19 protein-coding genes and 1 pseudogene are annotated in these 20,064 nt (G+C 67.7%); 14 read left to right on the top strand and 6 right to left on the bottom strand.

The window, feature by feature from the left end; translation table 11 throughout:
* Positions 1-22 precede the first annotated feature (22 nt).
* On the top strand, positions 23-883 hold the full coding sequence (locus ACZ51D_RS18775; protein WP_465662871.1) for a hypothetical protein: 861 nt from the start codon (positions 23-25) through the stop codon (positions 881-883).
* Between the two features lie 113 nt (positions 884-996).
* On the opposite strand, the gene ACZ51D_RS18770 is transcribed toward ACZ51D_RS18775, so the two are convergent.
* From ACZ51D_RS18770 to ACZ51D_RS18760, 3 genes and pseudogenes are all read right to left on the bottom strand, one after another.
* Complete coding sequence (locus tag ACZ51D_RS18770) at positions 997-4,347, bottom strand: AAA domain-containing protein (protein ID WP_465662869.1); 3,351 nt, start codon at positions 4,345-4,347, stop codon at positions 997-999.
* A 586-nt stretch (positions 4,348-4,933) separates the two neighbouring features.
* Positions 4,934-5,698, bottom strand: a complete 765-nt coding sequence (locus ACZ51D_RS18765) for a DUF3800 domain-containing protein (RefSeq protein WP_465662868.1) — start codon at positions 5,696-5,698, stop codon at positions 4,934-4,936.
* Between the two features lie 543 nt (positions 5,699-6,241).
* Positions 6,242-6,388, bottom strand: a pseudogene (locus ACZ51D_RS18760) (DUF255 domain-containing protein); the annotation flags it as partial.
* Positions 6,389-6,584: 196 nt separating this feature from the next.
* On the opposite strand from ACZ51D_RS18760, the gene ACZ51D_RS18755 reads away from it, so the two are divergent.
* The 6 genes from ACZ51D_RS18755 to ACZ51D_RS18730 all read left to right on the top strand — a co-directional run bounded on the left by ACZ51D_RS18755 (position 6,585) and on the right by ACZ51D_RS18730 (position 12,732).
* A complete protein-coding gene (locus ACZ51D_RS18755; protein ID WP_465662866.1) occupies positions 6,585-7,328 on the top strand; it encodes an NUDIX hydrolase in 744 nt (247 codons plus the stop codon).
* Complete coding sequence (locus ACZ51D_RS18750) at positions 7,329-8,492, top strand: 5'-methylthioadenosine/S-adenosylhomocysteine nucleosidase family protein (RefSeq protein WP_465662865.1); 1,164 nt, start codon at positions 7,329-7,331, stop codon at positions 8,490-8,492.
* Positions 8,489-10,471 carry a hypothetical protein gene (locus ACZ51D_RS18745; protein ID WP_465662864.1) on the top strand — a complete coding sequence of 661 codons (1,983 nt, stop codon included), beginning with the start codon at positions 8,489-8,491 and terminating at the stop codon, positions 10,469-10,471. Before ACZ51D_RS18750 ends, ACZ51D_RS18745 begins: the two co-directional genes overlap by 4 nt.
* Positions 10,472-10,491: 20 nt before the next feature.
* Positions 10,492-11,031 (top strand): hypothetical protein, encoded by a 540-nt coding sequence (locus ACZ51D_RS18740; RefSeq protein WP_401052345.1) that lies wholly within the window; start codon positions 10,492-10,494, stop codon positions 11,029-11,031.
* A 487-nt stretch (positions 11,032-11,518) separates the two neighbouring features.
* Positions 11,519-12,469 (top strand): hypothetical protein, encoded by a 951-nt coding sequence (locus ACZ51D_RS18735; protein WP_465662863.1) that lies wholly within the window; start codon positions 11,519-11,521, stop codon positions 12,467-12,469.
* Entirely contained in the window at positions 12,424-12,732 is a 309-nt protein-coding gene (locus ACZ51D_RS18730) for a hypothetical protein (RefSeq protein ID WP_465662861.1), read from the top strand. Before ACZ51D_RS18735 ends, ACZ51D_RS18730 begins: the two co-directional genes overlap by 46 nt.
* 525 nt (positions 12,733-13,257) lie before the next feature.
* On the opposite strand, the gene ACZ51D_RS18725 is transcribed toward ACZ51D_RS18730, so the two are convergent.
* Positions 13,258-13,785, bottom strand: coding sequence for a dihydrofolate reductase family protein (locus ACZ51D_RS18725; RefSeq protein WP_465662859.1), 528 nt, complete (start codon positions 13,783-13,785; stop codon positions 13,258-13,260).
* Positions 13,782-14,363 (bottom strand): TetR/AcrR family transcriptional regulator, encoded by a 582-nt coding sequence (locus tag ACZ51D_RS18720; RefSeq protein WP_360492567.1) that lies wholly within the window; start codon positions 14,361-14,363, stop codon positions 13,782-13,784. Before ACZ51D_RS18720 ends, ACZ51D_RS18725 begins: the two co-directional genes overlap by 4 nt.
* 240 nt (positions 14,364-14,603) lie before the next feature.
* Between ACZ51D_RS18720 and ACZ51D_RS18715 the strand changes: the two genes are divergently transcribed.
* The 3 genes from ACZ51D_RS18715 to ACZ51D_RS18705 all read left to right on the top strand — a co-directional run bounded on the left by ACZ51D_RS18715 (position 14,604) and on the right by ACZ51D_RS18705 (position 16,616).
* Positions 14,604-15,029, top strand: a complete 426-nt coding sequence (locus tag ACZ51D_RS18715; RefSeq protein ID WP_465662857.1) for a nuclear transport factor 2 family protein — start codon at positions 14,604-14,606, stop codon at positions 15,027-15,029.
* A complete protein-coding gene (locus ACZ51D_RS18710) occupies positions 15,026-15,865 on the top strand; it encodes an NmrA family NAD(P)-binding protein (RefSeq protein WP_465662855.1) in 840 nt (279 codons plus the stop codon). The genes ACZ51D_RS18715 and ACZ51D_RS18710 overlap by 4 nt, the downstream gene beginning before the upstream one ends.
* Before the next feature lie 142 nt (positions 15,866-16,007).
* A complete protein-coding gene (locus tag ACZ51D_RS18705) occupies positions 16,008-16,616 on the top strand; it encodes a TetR/AcrR family transcriptional regulator (RefSeq protein ID WP_465662853.1) in 609 nt (202 codons plus the stop codon).
* A gap of 15 nt (positions 16,617-16,631) precedes the next feature.
* Here the strand turns inward: ACZ51D_RS18705 and ACZ51D_RS18700 are convergent, their stop codons facing one another.
* A complete protein-coding gene (locus ACZ51D_RS18700) occupies positions 16,632-17,513 on the bottom strand; it encodes a LuxR C-terminal-related transcriptional regulator (RefSeq protein ID WP_465621571.1) in 882 nt (293 codons plus the stop codon).
* Between the two features lie 361 nt (positions 17,514-17,874).
* Here ACZ51D_RS18700 and ACZ51D_RS18695 point away from each other — a divergent pair, with 361 nt between their 5' ends.
* Genes ACZ51D_RS18695 through ACZ51D_RS18680 form a run of 4 tightly spaced genes read left to right on the top strand, consistent with a single transcriptional unit; the run spans position 17,875 to position 20,040 of the window.
* Positions 17,875-18,012 (top strand): hypothetical protein, encoded by a 138-nt coding sequence (locus ACZ51D_RS18695; protein WP_465621573.1) that lies wholly within the window; start codon positions 17,875-17,877, stop codon positions 18,010-18,012.
* Between the two features lie 17 nt (positions 18,013-18,029).
* The gene (locus ACZ51D_RS18690) at positions 18,030-18,968 is read left to right on the top strand and encodes a 2-dehydropantoate 2-reductase (RefSeq protein WP_465662851.1); all 939 of its coding nucleotides are present in this window, start codon (positions 18,030-18,032) and stop codon (positions 18,966-18,968) included.
* 13 nt (positions 18,969-18,981) lie between these two features.
* Positions 18,982-19,254 carry a 2Fe-2S iron-sulfur cluster-binding protein gene (locus ACZ51D_RS18685; protein WP_465621577.1) on the top strand — a complete coding sequence of 91 codons (273 nt, stop codon included), beginning with the start codon at positions 18,982-18,984 and terminating at the stop codon, positions 19,252-19,254.
* Positions 19,255-19,284: 30 nt separating this feature from the next.
* On the top strand, positions 19,285-20,040 hold the full coding sequence (locus ACZ51D_RS18680; RefSeq protein WP_465621579.1) for an iron-containing redox enzyme family protein: 756 nt from the start codon (positions 19,285-19,287) through the stop codon (positions 20,038-20,040).
* The last annotated feature ends 24 nt before the right edge of the window (positions 20,041-20,064 follow it).

Genomic DNA, 20,064 nt, shown 5'->3' with positions numbered 1-20,064 from the left:
CTGCGAAATCTGATCCCCCGGGATGAAACCACTGAAGACCCTGATGCTCACCCATTCGTCGATCGCTGGCGAGCTAGGATTCGGCAATATAAATGAGGTTTTCCGATACAATGACGACTACGTCCGCAAACAGGACGAGATCGTGGCTTTCCTGCTGGAAACTCTGGAGCCAGCCTGCGAGTATTTTCGCAATAAACGGTACGGCCTGGTATTCGAAACTCTTAAGCGCTCTCGCCCCCGCATGAAACATCGCGGCGACAAAACCGGCGGGGCAGAACTTTTCCATCGACTCGACGAGGCCCGCAACAGCGGTACGGTCGGAGATGTCCTGGATATCGTGCTGCAGCAGAGCTACTTCTCCCCTCCTCGGGCCATTCACGACCGTCAGCGGAAGTGGGCTGAAGCGCTGAGCGTTCTGGAGCCCGGACAGGCGCCGTCAGAGCCGCGGCGGATCGTCGAGTACGGAAATCTCCGAGAAGTCCAGTATCGCCAGATCATAGCTCTCCGCGAGTACGTGGACGAAAAGACACCGTTCTCCACCCAGCATGGCGTCAAGGGCGAGGAATACCCATCCGTACTGGCTGTGTTCGGTGGCTGGTCCCTGTACAACTTTCCGAAAATGCTGGCTGACTTCTCTCGCCGTCACTTGCTCGACGATGAGGATCGCAAGAGGTTCGAGCGGTCGCGAAATCTCTTCTACGTCGCGTGCTCGCGCGCTCAAGAGAACCTCGCCCTGCTCTTCACCACGGAGCTCCCCGAGGAAGCTCTCAAGACCATGGAGGAATGGGTCGGTCCGACCTGCATCGTTGCGGTCGGCTACTCCCCTGACGGCGCTCCTCGGATCGACCGTCCGGGCGATGCCAGTTCAGGAGCCTCCCAATGAAAGCCTTCTTCCCGAAGCGGGAAGGCCGCTGCAGCCGACAGGCGACGGGAACCACAGCCCCAGACGGCGTGTCCGGGAAGAGAGCCCACCGAGGGCGAGCACAAGTTTGACGCCTACAGCGATGGCTGCTTTCCCAGGTACCCGGTCTCCTCCGGGCGCAGCGCCTTCCGTCTGTTGCAACCGACCGTGCCGGTGGTGCCGTCGGGTTTGACGACGGCGATGCGTGCGGGACAGGCCCAAACGAAGTAACGCTGGGCCGGGTGGTTGGTCGTGTGCGGAGACCTTGCAGGGCGCTGCTTGGACGGGATCGTGTACTTGCGCAGCTCAGCCTGGTCTCCGTGGTCGGGGCAGACGGGCGGGTGGAGCAAGAGCTCGGCGTTCTCGTGGTCAAGGATGTGGCGGGCGAAGCGGCGCCCCCGAAACGGGACCATGATCTCGCGCCGACCCTGCCCGCCGGGCGCGTGGGACAAGGTGTTGAGACTGCCGAGAAAACAGAGTTGCTCGTCGATCACCAGGATCTTCTGGTGCATGTCCTTAATCTCTACCACCGTGTCGGCCACCGCCTTGAGTTCCGGAAGTCGGCGGGCGGCGTCGGCCGCGGTGTCCGGCTTCGCCAGCTGGCCCTGCAGCAGGCTGTCGCTCTCGTTGGTGACGAAGAGGTGAATCCGCACACCGCGGCGGCGCGCGTCGTGAAGGTGTGGGAGGACCTCCCACATGCGCTTGGTGTACCAAGGTGACCAGAGCCAAATGCTGTGGCGGGCCTGGTCAATGGCGTCAAGGGCGTCGGGGTAGTAAGTGTCCTCGTCGTGGATGGCGGTGTACCGGACATGGCCTTCGAAGGCCCGCCAGATCTCCTGCTGCAGCGCGTTCAACCCCGGCGACTCAGCAACCGGCAGGCCGAGGAGGTGATCGGAACGGACTCCGCGCACCAATGCCTCGGGCTCCGCTCTTGCCATGTCCCGTAGCTGGGCCAGAACCGTCCCGTTCGCCGCTCTGGCGACGGCGTCCCAGGCCGCGAGCACGTAGACACGCTGACGAGCCCGCGTCGCACCCACGTTGAAGAGCCTGGCCCCATCCCTCGGGTACGACCGCGCGTCCTTGAAGTCGCCAACAGCAGTCCATCCCGCAAGCACACCGTCCTCCACCAGATCCAGGATGACCACGTCGAACTCCCGGCCCTGGAACCGGTGCGCGGTGCCCACCTCCACCTCGGGGGTCCGGAAGAGGCGGCCCTGGTCGTGGAGCCAGTCGTGCGTTACCTGGGCCTGCAGTTTGTACGGCGTGACGATACCGACGCTCTCGCCCTCATCGTGGTGGCGTTCGGCCAGCGCGGTGGCCAGCAGACTGCCGGCCACCCACCAGCGGCCCTTCTCACCCAGCACCCGCCTGGCGGAAGCGATTCCGTCGTCTTCCTCACCGAGCCCGTCGGTCGTGACCAGGATGATCTCCGGGTCGAGAGCCCGGTCCCGCACCGGGCGGGCCGACCTGAGCATGCCGCCGTAGACGATCCGGTTGACCAGATCGGTGGTGTCGGGTCCGAACCGGTGCGTGGTGAGCAGCGCCGCGCAGCCAGGGTGCGCCAACGCGTCGGCGGGCGTGCGGATGCCCACGAGCTCGAAGCAGTCCGTGCGAATCCACCGTTCCAGCTCCGGCTGCTTCGGCACGCGCTTGGGCATGACCGGGCCGAGCTGGCAGAAGTCGCCGAACAGAACGACGGTCTCCTTGGCCTTGGCGACCGCGACGATCAATTCGGGCAGCAGCGCGGCGCCGGCCTCGTCGACTAGGACGACGTCGTAAGGCCCTTCTGCCACGGTCCGGTTGAGCCGCAGCCGGGCGAGCGTGGTGGCCACCACGCTCGCCCCGCGGATCAGCTCGGGCTCGGCCTGGGAGCGTCGGCGCGCCAGCTCCCGCACGAGCCGCTCGTGTTCGCGCTCCAACTTGCCTTGCCTGGCCAGCAGTCCAGCGCAGGAGGCCTGCAGATCCCGAAGCCGGACAGCCAGCTGGGGGAGGCCGGCGTTGTCGGAGGCGGCCACCAGATCGGCGTCCCCGGGCTGAGGATGGTGATCCTGCTGGGCTGCACGCAACCGGTGTCCGGCGGTCTGTGCCGTCTGCCGGGCGAGGGCGAGGTCCTGGTCCACCTTGGCCTGGTCGGCAGCGGTCGAATCGATCAGCGCTAGTTGCAGGCGCAGCGCGGTGTCATCGACGGGATGGGCCGCTGCCCGTGCATGGGTGATGTGCTGGCGCAATACCTCGTGGTGGGCGGAGTAGATCTCGGCGGCCTGGGCGACCTGCTGTTGGAGGGCATCGCGGCGCCGGCTCTGCTCAGCTCGTTCGTGCTGGATCTCGCCACGCCGCCGTCTGGTCCGCAGACGGCTCCGCCCGTCGAGTTCGCGTTCCTCCGCGTCCAGAGCGGCCAGAGCGGCCTCGGCGTCAAGCAGGGCTGCCCTCAACTGCTGCTGACTCTGCTCACCCTTCCCGATCTCGGCCCGCCACTGCGCCACCTGCTCCAGCAGGGACCGCTGAGGTGCCCAACTTTCCCAGCGCCCCAGCGCCTCCCGGTGCTCGATGGCGGCCTGCTCGCTCCGGGCCCTGGCGTCGTCCTCGCCCGCTTCGCCCGCTTCCAGTTCGGTCGCGAGGCGCTCCACCAGGCGGCCGTGGGCAAGGCGTTCCTTGGCCTGCTCGTACGTGTCGGGATCGAAACCGGCGAGTCGGGCCTCCGTCTCGCGCAGTTCGGTCAATGCCGGTTCGCTTGCCAGGGCGGAGAGTTGCTCGGCGACGCCTTCCACTGCCTGCTCGGCCTCCGCCACCTTCGCCCGTACCAGCAGGGGCAGCGATACCCGCGGGTCCTCGGCCACGTGGCGGAGCGCGGGAGAGCCGACCCGAACCATCAGACCGGGTTGCAGCGAAGAGCGCTCCTTGAGCACCCCCTCCAATGCGTTGTCCACCGCCACATTGGTGCCGGAGACCAGCAGGACCCGCTTGCCCCGCAAGGCCAGGTCACTCAGCGCCCTGGTCAGCACGGTCGTCTTCCCGGTACCGGGCGGCCCCCAGACCAACCGCAGGCCCGGCGAGGTGCAGGCAAGGTACGCCTGCGCCTGGCCGCCCTTCAGGACACCACCGCAGGCCGAGGCATCCGATGGTGCGACCGCGTCGATCCGGCCACTGACCAGCCGCTCCGTGAGTCCGGTGTCCGGCAAAGCCGCCAGCGCTTCGCGCAGTGAGCGAAGCAGGAAATCGGGCGGGCGCCGCACCGCCCACAGCGCCAATCCGCTCCGGGGCGCGTGGGCCGCCACCTGAAGGCGGACCCGCTCCGACTCGACCCGCCAGCCGAGGACGGTGAACGACCGACCTTGCCGATCATCGGGGCCGGCCCCAGTCGCCAACCGCATGTCCTGGAGATCATCAGGGTCGATCCGGCTGGCATAAGTGGGCAACCCGTACCAACCGTCCTCCAAGTAGTGCACGTCTCCGACCCGCGTGTGCCTCGGAGATTCCGCACGACCGCCTCTGCGGCCCTCACCGGCCAGCACCTCGTCCACTGCCCGGACCAGCTGCTCCATCCACTGCGCCAACGTTCCCCCACCTGGCCCACCTGGACACAACAACGCCGCTGCCGAACAACTATCCCACGCCGATCACTCCCTGTATGCATTTGTTACACAAATCGCCACGCGCGGGTACGCCGACCGGCAGGTCCGTAGGAGTCCTCACCAAGACCTTGCCGGCTCCTAGCCCTAGGGGTCGTGTCTCTCTGATGCGGTCGGCTCTTCAGCAGCGGATGATTTGAATCAGCGAGAGCTAGGCGCCTCCCGAGACCCATCAGGGCAGGTCAGCGGCCAGATGCGGAGCTCCTCATGCGGCCTACCTGGTCGGGTAGCCTCAGAACCGATGCTCGTGCCCACTTGCCTGAGTAGCAACCTCAAGCAATAATCATTGATGCAAGGTCCCATGCATTCGATTGAGAGTGCCCAGGGGATCTTGCCCTCGTAGGCCCCCGGTTCTCCCGGGGGTTTCTGCGTTCCCGGGCCTGGCAGCCCGAGAGCCAGGCCCTCAAGTGGCCTCTACATCTCCCCAGACAAACCCTTCCAGCTCGGGATCCCCCATCCATCGCGTGCTGAGACGCTTGTAGGAGCGCGACATGGGGCCAACCGGACTGAGCTTCGGCCACAGTGTCGCATCCGCCAGGGCGAGATGATGAAACGCCGCGTAGGCCACCATGTCGGCGGCCTGTATGAGCTGGCTGTAGGCGCTGTCCTGCATAACCGGGTCTTCCAGCACCCGCCGCGACGCTAGGGGCAGCCCACGGTGAGTGTCCCGGTACGGCGCCGCACTGCGTACGGCCTGCCTCCATGCCTCAGCCGCAGCCTCAACGGAAAGCCTGTCACTGTCCTCCGGTCCCGGGTTTCCGTCAAGGACGATCAACACGTGGGTGTCACGCTCGGCCGCCCACCGTTCTATGTGTTCGACAAAGCATCGATAGACATCCGTGTGAACCTTCGTACGGCATGCAACCGTGGTCACAACCAACTGCTCGCACCGCGCCAGGCGCTGAAGCATCATCTCGTGTGCCCGGATCCGGGCAGGCTTGCTGAACTGCTTCTCCTGTTCGGCTGTGCTGCAGAAGGTGCCCCGGCCTTTGACCAGCTTGACCGCGTGAAGCTCTGCATTCTTCGGCACCCCCCAGGTCCTCTCGACCTCACGGCGGCCCTCCAGCCAGCAGTGAAGAAGATCGTTCCAGCCAGTGGCGGGAATCAGCAGACCCGTCATGGTCCGAACATCGCCGGTCCCCGAGTCATCGACGTAGCAGAGATACACGGGACGGATAGTACGCGCTTACGCCTGCTCGGCCCGCCGCCTGACGCTCCACCTGCTGGACCGCAGGCCCTGGCAACAGGCATTCGTCAATCTGTTCGATAAGGCCCGCATCACCGGCCTACGCTCGGAGCCCGATAGCCGTCACGTGCCAAGACCAACCGGAGCAGGGGCGGAAGAGCGGGCAGGCCAGCGGACGCCACGCCTTCCAGCCGATCACCAGGGAAGACATGCCGAAACGATCACCATCGGACCAGGTCGGCGGACTCCGATACGGCCCCGGCCATGTCGATCTCCCGACCAGCCGGCGTGGTGCGCTCCGCGATCTCGCGCCCCCTGCTCGATGCCAACGGCAGTGGAGGTGATCACCCTCCAAGTACTGACAAACGCTGATGTACTGCCTCGGGCGTCCGCTCAGGCAAGGCAAGCCAACTGGTCTTCGATCCAGGCGTCTACGTCCTGCCTCAGCCGCTCACTATGCGCATCCGTGTAGAAACTTTTCGGAAACACCCCAGGTCAAGGCTACCTGGTTGTGTTAAGTCATTGGCACCAGCGACAGGCGGCGTACCCCACGGTGAGCAGCGCCGACACCCCGCGCCGCTCGGCCTCCGCAAACGCCTCCGGCCCCCACTCCCACCAGTCCACGGGATTGTCGGCGTGCTGCAACAGGTACGGGGAGGTGGCATCGGCCAGAGCGGTTCACCATGTGGACAGTATCGCGACACCGGCCGCGGGAACCTCGAAACCGGAACGGACTGGTGGGGCCGGTGCCAGCCGGTCGATCCGTGTGGTCCCGCCGCACGCGCTGCGGCTGCGGAGTCGAGCGGCGCAGCGATTCCCACTACTCCCTTATTGTGCAAGTGACAGTAACTGAAGTACCTTGCAGGACATGCAAGATGACGTGTGGTCACCACCTTCTGTACTGCTGACGGTCGATCTCGTGATCCTGACGCTGCGAGGGAGTCGCCTGCACGTCCTCCTGGTGGAGCGGGGCGAAGATCCCTTCCGGGGCATGCCCGCCCTGCCTGGAGGATTCCTGAGCCACGACGGTGAGGAGATTCTGGATGCCGCCCACCGCGAACTGAGCGAGGAAACGGCACTGGCGGCCGGCTGGGTGCACCTTGAACAGCTGGCCGTGTACGGAGACTCGGGCCGCGATCCGCGAGGCCGAGTCGTCTCCGTGGCCCACCTGGCGATCGCGCCGGGGCTGCCCGACCCGGTCGCGGGAACGGATGCCACCGATGCCGCGTGGGTTCCCGCGGAAGCCGTCCTATCCGGCGAGGTGGAGCTCGGCTTCGACCACCGTCGAATCGCTACGGACGGGATCGAACACGCGCGCACCAAGCTCGAGTTCTCGGCGCTGGCCACAGCATTCTGCAGGGAGAACTTCACCATCGCAGAGCTGCAAGAGGTGTACGAGGCCGTCTGGGGCACCGAACTCGACACCCGCAATTTCTACCGGAAGGTCCAAGCGGCGAAGGGATTCATCGTCCCCGCCGGCACGGATCGCAGGACCACGGGAGGACGGCCCGCACGACTGTACCGAGCCGGTCCGAAGACCGTGCTGTTTCCACCGCTGATCCGACCCGTGCCATCCGCGATGGAAGAGAACACGAGAGGGGAAGAGGAATAGATGTCGAACGGCCCGGTGGTGGTTCTCACTGCCCTCAATCTTGAATACCAGGCTGTGCGCCAGAGGCTGGCGGGTCCGCAGGTGCATCGCCATGAGCGTGGTACCCGGTTCGAGGTGGGAACCGTGCAGGGCACCTCATGCCGTGTCGCACTCGGTCTGACGAGCAAGGGAAACCATTCCGCCGCAGTGATCGCTGAACGCGCGATCCAGGAGTTCTCGCCGGTGGCCGTGCTGTTCGTCGGGGTCGCCGGCGCCCTGTGGGACGCCACCAGGCTGGGCGACGTGGTGATGGCGTCACACGTGTACGCCTACCACGGCGGGACCAGCGAGGACGACGGGCTCAAAGCCCGCCCCCGGGTGTGGGAAGCACCGCACGGCATCAGCCAGCTCGCCTCGCACCTGGCCCGCTTGAACGACTGGGCGGACCCCGTACCCGGTCGCGAGGACGCGCCGCAGGTGCGCTTCGGGGCGATCGCCGCCGGCGAGGTCGTCCAGAACTCGAGGATCTCAGCCGAGGCGAAGTGGATCCGACAGCACTACAACGACGCACTCGCCATCGAGATGGAGGCGGCTGGCGTGGCACAGGCCGGCCATCTCAACGGGGCACCGGTGGCCATCATCCGGGGAATCAGCGACCGGGCAGACGGCACGAAGAACAGTGCGGATGACCGCAACTGGCAACCGAGGGCCGCAGCGAACGCGGCGGCGTTCGCCACCCGGTTGGCAGTGGAACTGGTGGGGGAACAGGAGGAGACCGCGATGCCCCGGGACAACAGGGTCCGTTCGGCCGACCGGTTCGACCGAAACGTCAGCAACACCGCCCACAACAGCACCGTCGGCATCATGGCCGGCTCGGTCACGGGCAGCAGCGTCCACATGAACGCGGCCCCGAAGGCATCCGGCCCGGCGGACCTGACCGCGGAACTGAACCGTTTCCGAGAGCAGCTGGGGCGGCACCGCGCCGAGGGTGCCCTCGACGAGGACACCTACCGGGAGGCCCTGACCGATCTGGACTCCGCCCTCCGGTCGGCCGGGGGAAGCAGCCCTGAATCGTCGAAGCGGACGGTCATGTCGCTCAGGAGGCTGCGCGGACTGGTCGCGGAGTGCCCCGCACTGGTGGCCGAGCTGGCCCCCCTGGTCGCCGCGGCCGGTGACCTGGCATGAGCCACAACAACGGTGCCGCGTACAGCTCGGCTGCCTACGACTCCACCGTCGGGATCCAGGCCGAGACCGTACACAACTCCAACGTCTACTTCGTCCACCCGGACGCCTCGCCGCAGGAGAAGTACCGGCTGGGCGTGCGGTTCCTGGAGGACGGCGTCCCCAGCCGCGCCCGCGAAATGATCACCGATGCGATGGCCCACGGATACGACGGCGCGGAGGTTCGTTTCCACTGGGTACTCGCCGTACTCAGCGCACGCACCTACGACGACCTCAGCACCGAAGAGGTCCAACGGCTGCACTACACCTCCGGGCTCGTACGGATCTACGCCGAGGACGGGTGGAAGGAGGCCCTGCGCGTCACTTTCGACCTGCTGGCGGTGCTCAGCAACGCCAGCGGCGAGACCGGACCCGTGCTGAAGCAGCTGCAAGACCTGCCGCTCCGCCAGCACACCGCGATCCTCCGCCACCTCGACCTCATGCTCACCGGAGGGCTGAAGGACGACCTGTGGGCGGAGACCTGCGAACGGGCCAGGGCGGAGCGCTTCGGCAACGACCGGGTCCGGCGAGTCTGGGCCTACTTCGAACCCGCCCCCATCGGGGCGCGGGCCGTTCCGCCCCGCCCGAGCACCGCTGCCGCCGCCAAGGCGGCCCTCCCCGTCCGGGCGGTCCTGTTCGCCGTCAGCAGCGTGCTCCTCTGGTCCCTGGCACTGGTCACGGATCCGGCCGAGGCGATCGTCGAGTTACTGGTGGCGCTCGTCGCGGGTCTGACCGCGGCCCGCTTCGGCGTCCGGTGGTGGGGCCAGGAACCCCGGTCGGACCTCACGGCCGGGCCCCGAGTCCCTCACCCGCGCGATCCCGCCTCCGCCGAGAACGGGTTCACCAACCGCGTCCGCCATTCGTTCGATCACTACTTCAGCGTTCGCACGCCCTATGGGTTCACCCCGGACGCCTGGCTCGCCCACACCGCTCAGGTCCGCGGCAGCCTCGCCTCCGAGATCGCGGACCTCTACCGGGAGAGCCGGATCAGTGTGGACCGGGTCGCGTGGTTGATCCGGTACCTCGCTGAGGACGCCCGGAACCGCTACAACAACGGCACCCTGTTCGATGATCACCGCCAGGACCGGACTCCGGTCAGAACGAAGGCCCTGACCGTGGTGGCCCTGGCCGTTCTCGGCATCGCGGCTCTGACCGCGTTCGGAACGGCAGTCTCGGGTGCCGCCTCGCCGAGGCCGCTGTGGGCGTTCCTGGCCGTACTCGGTGCGGCCTGGTCCGGGCACGCGGCCGCCTCCCTATGGCTGAAGGTCCGACGTGAAGAGCACCGGCTTGCCCGGGAGACCCAGAAGTACCATGAACAGTTGACCGCACGACAGACCGCCTACCAGCACTGGCAGTCGTTCCTGGACGCCACGCGCCCGAGCGAGCTGGAGATGGAGACCTGGCTTACCTGTGACAAGACTTCGTTCGTCGATGAAGCGCTCCGACACCACCGGCTCACCTGGCGCGACCTGATCACTCACACCATCCTGGTAGCCCCAGCTGCTTCCTACAAACGAGGCCGGGTCAGGGGCGGCCCCTGGCGGTACTCGCACTACGTCTTCCGCCTGTTCCTGTTCACCCAGGACGGCATCCGCGAGATCAGCTCCGAGTTCAACTTCTCCGACGCAACGCGCAAGAACGAGCAGCGGAGCAACTATCGGTTCGACGCGCTGTCCTCCGTGCAGGTGACGGAGAATGTCGACGTCGGCTACGACCTGGAGCTCGTCCTCACCAACGGGCCAGCCAGGAAGATCCGCGTCAAGGACGCCGATGCCCACCAACTGGCGCCGGACGAGAACTCTCAGGAAATCTCTGAGATCAACCTCAGTGCGGCGGGCTCCACCCACACCTTCCGTCTCCTGGAGGGGATCGCGGCGGACGGGAAGGGCTGGATCGAACGGCACAGCCCCAACAACCTGACGCCCTTCCAGATCGCCGGTTGATCCTGAACTCGAGCATGGGAATGCCTGTGACCTCCACGGACGATGTCACCGAGAGCAAAATCCTGCTGGCCGAGTACGACTGCCTCAAAGAGGAACAGAAGACCCGCATAGGGTTCCGCGACAACCTGCTCTACTTCACGCTCGCCGCGGCCACAGCGGTCATGGCGATCACCGTCCAGAGCGGACAGTACCGACTGCTGCTCTCCGTCCCCGCGATCTGCCTGATCCTGGGCTGGACCTACCTGGTCAACGACGAGAAGATCTCGGCGATCGGCTGCTACGTCCGCGACCAATTGGGACCACGCCTGGGGGAACTCGCCTCCGCCCACGGCACGGTGTTCGGCTGGGAGGTCTACCACCGCAATGTTGCGGGCCGCGCCATGCGCAAGCGGCTTCAGACCGCAGTGGACCTGTTCGCATACCTGGTCCTGCCGATGGTCTGCACGACCGCGTTCTGGTGCTCTCCCATCGTTCAGCCCCTGCTCGTGCTCACTTCTGTCGCACTGACACTCGCCCTGGCCGTACTGGGCTGGCGGTTCCTGCGCCGCGCGGACCAGTAGCACCAGCCCCGCCGGACCCGCTCCACACACCCGTCTGACGCCTCCGGTGCGCGGAGGCGCGGGCCGGGCTCCGCTATACGGTCATCAGGCGTCCGGCTCGGGCCGGGGCAGTTCGTCCAGGTCGAGGGTGTAGGCGAGTTCATCGGTCGGCTCGATGGGCAGCTTATCCGAGCTGTACCTGTACGCACGCCAACCGTCGCACCGAACGCGAGAAGGTGCCCTATCAAGTGTCCCTCCACGCCTGACTACCGGTGCTCGCGCATCTGGGCGTGGAGGGTCATCGAGCACCCTCTCGGCCTGAGCACCACCCCGACCGAGAAGGCGCGCTGGCCGAGGCGCTCAGCGCCTTCGCATAGTTGGGCGGTTCAGCGTTCCGCAGACAGCAGAGCACCTCGCCGTCCGCGTGAGCGAGTTTGCCAACATGTCCGATATCCCGATCCGCTGTCCACATGGGCGGCATCCCCGCTGGACGGAGGCGCGCTCACCGATGAGCCCCGACAAGCTGTTCACCTCCCGCACCCCCCTCACCCCGCCCCACGGATGGAACGCTCCCGGGGAATCGATGGTCCTGTATGACGGTGAACTCGCCGGGTTCAAGCAGGGGCCGCGGCAAGGCCGGGTCGAACTCACCTTCGGAGCCAAGCCCAGCCTGGAGTGGGCGGTCGAACCGCGCGAGGAGGACTACTGGGGGCTGGACGACAACGGCTCCGAGATCACGACGGTGGACCGCACGCTGGCCATCACGTTCACCGCCAACACGCGCCGCAACTACGCCGGATGGATCAACTCCACTCACACGGGAGATCAGGCCATCCTCCTGAAACGGCTGGTGGCGCAGTGGGTGAACCTGCCACTGTCAGCTGTCAACACACTTCTGGAGGAGAAGGGCGAGCACACCCGGCCCTGGAGGGGGCGATGGTCCGTCAATGTCGACGGATGGGCGGTGACCATCGACCAGCGCCCTGACCTCTCGGACGTTCTGCGGACCGCCAGCGATCAGCGCACCTCCGTCCTGACCCACGTCATGGAACTCAAACGCACGAACGGGGAGGAGTTCTCGCTCGCCGAGGGACGAGAAGTGCTGGAATGCCTCCGAGTCAGCCTGTCGTTCGGGTTCGGCCGCAAGGTCGTCCCCATGCTCCCCATCGGCTACGACACCAATGGGGAGATCGTCTGGGAGCAGTGGTTCTCCCCTCTCGTCGACCGGGCACAGACCATCGGATCAGGATGGCTCTACGACGGCAGTCCCGATGACTGCGCCGAACTCGTCTCCTGCGCGCTGCAGGCGTTCCCGATCCCTCCCTCAAAGGCACCACGCGCTTTCAGATGCAGATGGCCACGGAAGCGGTGGCCACAGGTTTCGTCGAACAGCGGATCCTCTCCGCCGCACCCGTGCTGGAGAACCTGGCCTGGACGAAGCTGGTCCTGGGCGATCTGATGACACGGGAGGACTACAAGAACTGCTACGCCGAGGACAAGCTGCGCTATCTGCTGACCTCCGCCGGCGAGCCGACCGCGATCGACCCAATCGCCCTCCCCGTTCTGGCCAAGTACGCGGCGGATAACCGAATCGACGGCCCCACAGCCGTCACCCGCATCCGGAACCGGCTGGTCCACCCCGAATCCTCGCCGACGACCTCTACGCACACGAAGGACTGGCGGCCGAAGTCTGGAGGCTCTCCCTGCACTACGCGCCCCTGATGATTCTCCACCGCATCGGCTATCGCGGCTCCTACCAGAGGCAGGTGCAACTCGGAGGGTGGGCCGGGGACACCCAACCAGTGCCGTGGGCGGATCCGGCGGCAGCAGCGCCCACCGCACCGATCCCCCTGCCGCACGTGCGGAGTCAGAGGCGCCAGCGCCCTCCTCGCCGTAGACGCTGAGCTCCGTCCGCACGAGCAACCACGGCTCTCCCCGGGCAACCCTGCGTAGCGGCTGACAGGAGCAGTCGCCACGGTGCGCTCATCACCGCTCGGCGCTTCTCAGCATGTCTCATCGCCAAAGCCGCCGCGTGTGCACTGGTTGTGAAATGATCTTCCCTTGGGGCCATGTTTCCACAGGTCAGAGGCATGTTCGATCAGAACTACGACCTGTAAGAGCACCTCCGACCTGCGGAACGCAGTCTTCGGACCCGCCATAGGCCGTCCGACGGCTCGCGATGTGAAATGGCAGCGAACGAGGTCGACGGCGCCACGTGTCCGCGTGGGTCAGCCGAGGCGGGTGCGGCTACTTCTCGACCGCGTAGCGCAGTTGGGCGAACCCGCCGGCGCTGGTGGCTGACTCCAGGCGCAGGGGGACGTCCTCGGTCAGCTCGCCGAACAGTTGGAAGCCGGAACCGATGAGCACGGGGGCAACGCTGATGATGAACGCGTCGACACGGCCCGCGCGGACGAAGCTCTGCACCAGGCGGCCGCCGTCGGGGTAGACGTGCCTGATGCCGCGCTCGTCGAGGTCGGCGATCAGGGCGCCGAGGTCGCGGTGGACGGTGATCCGCGGGTCGGCGTCCTCGGGGAGGGTCGTGCTGAGCACGACGACGTGGCGGTCGCCGTAGTGCCAGGCGTCCTCGCCGAAGCCGAGGACCTTCTCGTAGGTGTTGCGGCCCATGACGACCGCGTCGACGGTGTCGAGGAAGTCGGTGTAGCCGAGGTCGCCGGCCTTCCGGCCGCGCTCGTCGAGCCAGTCGATGTCGCCGTCCGGGCGGGCGATGTACCCGTCGAGGCTGGTGCCGACGAAGACGGTGGCGCTGAAGGTCATGGGGTCCTCCCCAGAAGATGGTCGAGGTCGTCGTGGAGCAGGGCCGCGGGCTCCCCCTCGCCGGTGAGGGCCCAGCGCAGCAGCGACCCGTCGGTGGTGATCTTCACGGCGCGCGCCAGGCGCGGCACGTCCGTGCCCGGGGCGAGTTCGCCGCGCTTGACGGCCTCGGCAAGCAGTTCCCGCAGCGCCTCGTCCACCGCATGGGTGTGCGCGGCGGCCAGGGTGCGGAAGTCGGGGTCGGTGAGGTCGAGTTGGAGCATCCCGAGGTGGTTGGACATCTCCTGCGGCGTGGCCATGTACCCGGCGAACTCGGTCGCCGCCGCATGCAGGGCCTTGAGCGGCGAGTCGTGTACCGCCCGGGCCCGCCGGTAGGGCTCGGCGGCGTTCTTCGCGGCGTCGGCCGCGAACGCCAGCAGTAGCGACCGCTTGGACCCGAAGCGTTGCGACAGAGTCGCAGGCGACACGCCTGCCTCCGCCCCGACATGGGCCAGGGTCATCCTCCCCGGCCCGTGCGCGCCGATGGCGCGCGCGGTGGCCGCGAGGATCTCCGCGTCGCTGGTGGTGCGTGGTCGTGGCATGTGTTTCCTCCTTCGCGTCCAGCGTAACACGTTTATAAATGATGCTTCAGTTATAAACGCGCCCCCAGGTCAGGCGCCCACGGGAGCGCCGGTGAGGGAGGTCGTCCGCCGACGCTCGGCCTTGTTAAGCGGACCGCCGGTCCGTATGCTTCCACTCATGCGGACCGACGGTCCGCTTTCGCGCCGCCGGCCGCTGCGGGCTCGGTCGCGACCACCTTCCTCAGAACGGAATCCACGATCATGGCCGTACCGACGGAGGCCGCAGAGCTGTACCGCCACAGCCTGCGACTGCTGCTGGAGAAGGACATCCCCGCCTGGGTGGACCTGTGGGACGAGGACGGCGTCCTGGAGTTCCCCTTCGCGCCGGAGGGCTGGCCCACGAGACTGGAGGGCAAGGCCGCGGTCGGCGCGTACATGCGCCACTACCCCGACCACGTCGACCTCCGCGACTTCCCCGAGGTGACGATCCACCAGACCACCGCGCCCGAGCGCATCGTGGTGGAGATGCGCGGCGTCGGCCGCCTGGTGAAGACCGACAGCCCCTTCGACATGACCTACATCGCCGTGGTCACCGTCGAGCGCGGGCGAATCACCTCGTACCGCGACTACTGGAACCCGCTCGCCGTCTCACAGCCCGGCGCCGACTTCGCGGGAGCGGGCCGGTGAGCGCCGCTCTGGTCATCGGGGCCACCGGCACCACCGGCCGCCGGGTGACCGCCGGACTGGTCGCCGAAGGCCATCGGGTGAAGGCCGCCGGACGGACCGCCACCCCGGTGGACGGCGCACAGGCCGTCCGCTTCGACTGGCACGAGTCCACCACCTGGGACGAGGCCCTCGCCGACGTCGACCGCGCCTACCTCGTCCCGCCCATCGGCTCCTCGGAGCCGGCCACCGTCATGCTGCCCTTCCTGCGCCGGGCCCGCGCGGTGGGCGTGCGGCGCGCGGTGCTGCTCAGCTCGTCGGCGATCCCCGCGGGCGGCCCGGCCGTAGGACAGGTGCACGCGGCGCTGCCCGGCCTGTTCGACGAGTGGGCGGCACTCCGGCCTTCCTGGTTCATGCAGAACTTCACCGGCTCCATGCCCCACGCCCGCAGCATCCGGGAGGAGGGCGTCATCCGGACGGCCTCGGGGAACGGCCGGGTCGGCTTCATCGACGCGGCCGACATCGCCGCCGTCGCCGTACGGGCCCTGGTCGACGAGCCGGCCCCGAATGCCGACCTCATCCTCACCGGCCCGCAGGCACTGAGCTACGACGAGGTCGCCGCGACCGTCGCCGAGGTCACCGGCCGACCCGTCGTACACCGGCAGCTGACCTTCGAGGAACTGCGCGACCGCTGGGCGGCCGAGATACCGATGGAGTTCGCCACCATGCTGGCAGGCATGGACCGCGCCATCGCGGAGGGCGCCGAAGACCGGGTCTCGGACACGGTCGAGCGGCTCACCGGGCGCGCACCGGCAAGCCTCCGCGCCTTCGTCGAACGTGACCTGGCCCTCGACAGCTGACGCCGCAGCGACCCGGTGTTGCGACTCCCCGACCCCGGCGACGTCTGCTGCTCGGCAGCACGTATCGTCGACTGGCCGGATGACGCGACTGCCCGCCTCACCGCCCGCCCACCCCACCCGTCGAAGACCAGGGAGGACACCCGTGACCCAGCGGACCGAACGCGCGGACGCCCAACGCAACCGGGAAGCCGTCCTGGCCGCCGCCGACGCTCTGTTCGCCGCCACCAACGCCCCTCACGCGGTGTCCATGGACGACATCGCCGCGGCGGCGGGCGTGGGCAAGGGCACCCTCTTCCGCCGCTTCGGCGATCGGACCGGTCTGATCGCCGCCGTGATCGCCTCCCGGATGGAGCCCCTTCAGGAGTCCGTACGCGAGGCGCGGGACGCGGCCGGGGCCTCACCGCGGCAGCAGGTACTCGACCTCCTCGACGCCGTACTGCAGTTCAAGATCGACAATCGGCACCTGATGGCGGCCGCGGAGGAGGCCGGGCTCGGCAGCCCCTATCGGGCCGCGCACTACGGCTGGTGGCACGACGTCCTGCGTACGGCGCTGGAGCGGGTGCCCGGCGTCCACGACCCGGACTTCACCGCGCACGCGCTGCTGGCGGCGATCCGCGCCGACCTGGTGGCGCACCTGACCGACGATCGGAAGATGACGCCCGACGCCGTCCGGGCGTCGTTCGCGGCCCACCTCGGCGACGTCCTCGGCTGCGCGTCAGCCAACGGCACGACCAGACCAGCGATCCGCTGATCGGAAAGAAACGCCCTAGTGGGGCGCGGCCTCGTACGAGTGGGGGCGGGGTGGGGCGGGGGCGTCGCCGAGGCTGTCGAGGAGCCCGTTGATGGCGATGAGGTAGCCGAGCTGGGCGCGGCTGTTGCTGCCGAGGCGCTCGGAGATCTTGCGGACGTGTTCCGCGACGCTGCGCCGGCTCATGCCGACCCGGCGGGCGACGCTCTCGTCGGTCTCGCCGGAGATGATCCCGTGCAGGATGGCGCGCTGGACGTCGGAGGTGATCGGTGCGCTGCGGCGCAGGGAGCCGTCGATGACGATGGCCCGGTCCCAGGCGTGCTCGAAGACCCGGACCAGGTAGCGGACGATCGCGGGCTGGCGGATCTCCAGGGCGGCGGTGCTCCGCTCGTCCTGGACGGGGATGAAGGCGACCTCGCGGTCCACCACCACCAGGCGGTCGAGGACCTCGGCGGTCGTCCGGACCTGGGCGCCCGCCTCGGTGATCCGCTCGATGTACGACATGGTGGGCGAATCCGAGCGCACCGCGTGCTGGTAGAGGGTCCGCTGGACCATTCCGGCCCGGAGTCTGGGGATCTCGTGCTCGAGGGCGCGCTCCAGCAGCTCGTGCGGCCGGGCGCCGCCGGGCTGGGCGGTGAGCAGTTCGGTCCGGCAGGCGTCGACCGCCGCGCCGAGCACCTCGCTGATGGTCTCGGACCCCTGCAGCAGCGCGTATCCGGGCTTCTCGCGCCGTCTGGCGTCCGCGTAGACGGTCTCCAGGGCGGAGAAGGCGGCGCGGGTGGACCGGGCGGTCTCCTCCAGCGCGGCGATCCTGTGCTCCATCGGCCGGATGACGAAGGCGGAGGCCGTGGACGGCGGCAGCGCGTGGGCCAGCTCCGGGTTTTCCCGGCTTTCCGCCATGAGCCGTAGGGTGATCAGGCAGTCGGGCGTGTCCGTGCGGGGAACGGCGTGCTCTGCCACGGCAGTTCGGTAAAACTGCAGCGCGGCTTCGCACAATCCAGTGCCACCCGAGTAATCCGGGTTGTCCGTATTCGGGCAGGCTTGGCCCTGGTTCACAGAAGTGCAGCGCATGATTGTGCATCATAGGTGGGCTTCGTGAAGATGCTCGGGGGGGCCTCACAACAGTGCAGCGCGCATTTGTGCAGACGAATCCGCTGGCCACCGCGGGTCGGATCTCGACAGGATGGGTGCAACGGGGAAAACGACTCCCCGCTGACTCGAAAGTGCGGGGGCCGCTATGCCGAAGTCCACTGTTCGCCGTTTGGCCGCAGCGATCGCAGCGACCGTCTGCGCCCTGACCGTCATCGGCTTCGCCGCCGCCGGTCAGGAGCACGGCGGGCGTTCGGGCGCCGCGGTCGTGGTGGCCGATTCGCAGTGGGGCGGCGCGCCCGTCGCGTAACTCCACGAGGAGGCGCTGTGAGAATCGCGGTCGTGGGCAGCGGAGGCCTCGGTGGATACCTCGGCGGCCGCCTCGCAGCGGCCGGGCAGGACGTGCATTTCGTCGCGCGCGGTGCGCACCTGGAGGCACTTCGCCGCCACGGGCTCACCGTGCAGAGCCCGACCGAGGGTTTCTCCGTGGGGTCGGTGCGGGCTACCGCCGACACCCGGGAGATCGGCCGGGTCGACTACGTTCTCCTCGGCGTCAGAACGTGGCAAGTAGCGTCCGCATCAGCCGGGTTGGGGCCGTTGATCGGCCCCGACACGGCGGTGCTGACCTTACAGAACGGCGTCCGGACGCCCGAGGAGGTCGCGCAGGTCGTCGGCCGTGACGCGGTCCTGCCCGGCGTCGCGAAGGTCATCACGTACCTCGACAGTCCCGGCCGGATCCACCACGTCGGTTCGGCCGGGTCGTTGACCTTCGGCGAATGGGACAACCGCGTCACCCGGCGGGTGGAGCGGCTCCGGGACGCGCTGGGCGAGGCCGGGGTGGCCCCGGTGATCGCCGAGGACATCTGGGCGGACCTCTGGGCGAAGTTCCTCTTCGTCGTGCCGTTGGGGGGCCTCGGCGCGGTGACCGACGCACCGGTCGGCGCGCTGCGCTCGCGGCCGGGCACCCGGCGGCTGCTCGGCGACGCCATGACCGAGATCCACCAGGTCGCCGAGGCGATGGGCGTCCGCCTGCCGGCGGACATCGTCGGCACCACCATGGCGTTCCTGGACCGGCAGCCCCCGGCCGGCATCTCCTCGCTGCACCGCGACATCCGATCGGGCAAGCCGTCCGAGCTCGAAGCCTGGACCGGAGCAGCGGTCTGCCTCGGCGCCAGGACGGCGACGGCGACCCCGGTCAACAGCTTCCTGTACGAGGTGCTGAGTCTGCGCGCGGCCCAGGCCGCGCTGACCACCGACTGGCCGTAACCCGAGGTTCATCGTGCCGAATCTGAAATTTGTCAACGCCGAAGAGAGTGTGGATTTCGAGGGCCACGTCGACCTGAAGGAGATGGGAGATTACATCACCTTCGGTTGCCGGTCCGGAAAGTGCGGGATCTGCGCCGTTCGCGTGGTGAGCGGCGGCGACAACCTGTCGCCCCGAACTCCCAATGAAGAGCGCCTCTTCGAGCTCATCGAAATGGACGACCCGGCGGTGCGGCTCGCCTGCCAGAGCCGGGCCCACGGCGACGCCGTCCTCTTCGAAATCAACTAGCAGTCAATAACCCCCTGGAGGGATTCCATCATGGAGAACAAGAACCGCCTGACCGACTCCGCGCTGCTGCGTCGCAAGCCCTTCCTGTCCACCGAGGACAGCAAGCGGGCGAAGCAGGAGATCGACACCTTCCTGGACGGGAAGATCGAGGAGTGGAACGCCACCGTTCCCTACGCGCGCCACCTGGAAGGCAGCGACGTCAACCTCGGCTACTACAAGCAGACGCTGGTCGAGCACGCCTGGCGCATCCGGCTGATGCGCACCGCGCAGGCCAACGCGCTGCACAAGATCACCCGCATCAACGCCGAGGCGGCCCAGCTCTACGCCGCCTACCAGGACGAGGAGATGCTGCACGACACCCTGTTCGTGAAGGACGCCGAGAAGGTCGGCATCTCCGCGGAGGAGATCTTCGCCACCGAGCCGAACTTCAACACCCGGCTGCTGGCCGGCTACCTCTACTTCGTCGCGGAGCACGAGAAGCCGCTCGGCGTGATCTGCTACAGCTACCTGGTCGAGTACACCACCCAGAAGATCACCCCGAAGCAGATCAAGGCGATGTCCGAGTCCCTCGGCAAGGACATGATCGTCGGTCAGGCCTCCCACCTGAACACCGACCTGGTCGAGGACCACACCCAGGACATGTGGGACATCCTCAGCCTCTTCATCGAGAGCGAGCAGGACATCGTCGACATCAAGCGCTACCTGGCCGAGATCCAGGAGCTGCTGAAGATGTTCTTCGTCGACCTGTACGAGCGCTTCGGCGACGAGTCGGCCCAGGCCGCCTGAACCCCGCCGTCCCGGACCACTCGG

Source organism: Kitasatospora sp. NPDC033851, assembly GCF_055576085.1.
The sequence above is the reverse complement of the archived record's forward strand: the minus strand, read 5'-3'. Positions and strand labels throughout refer to the sequence as shown.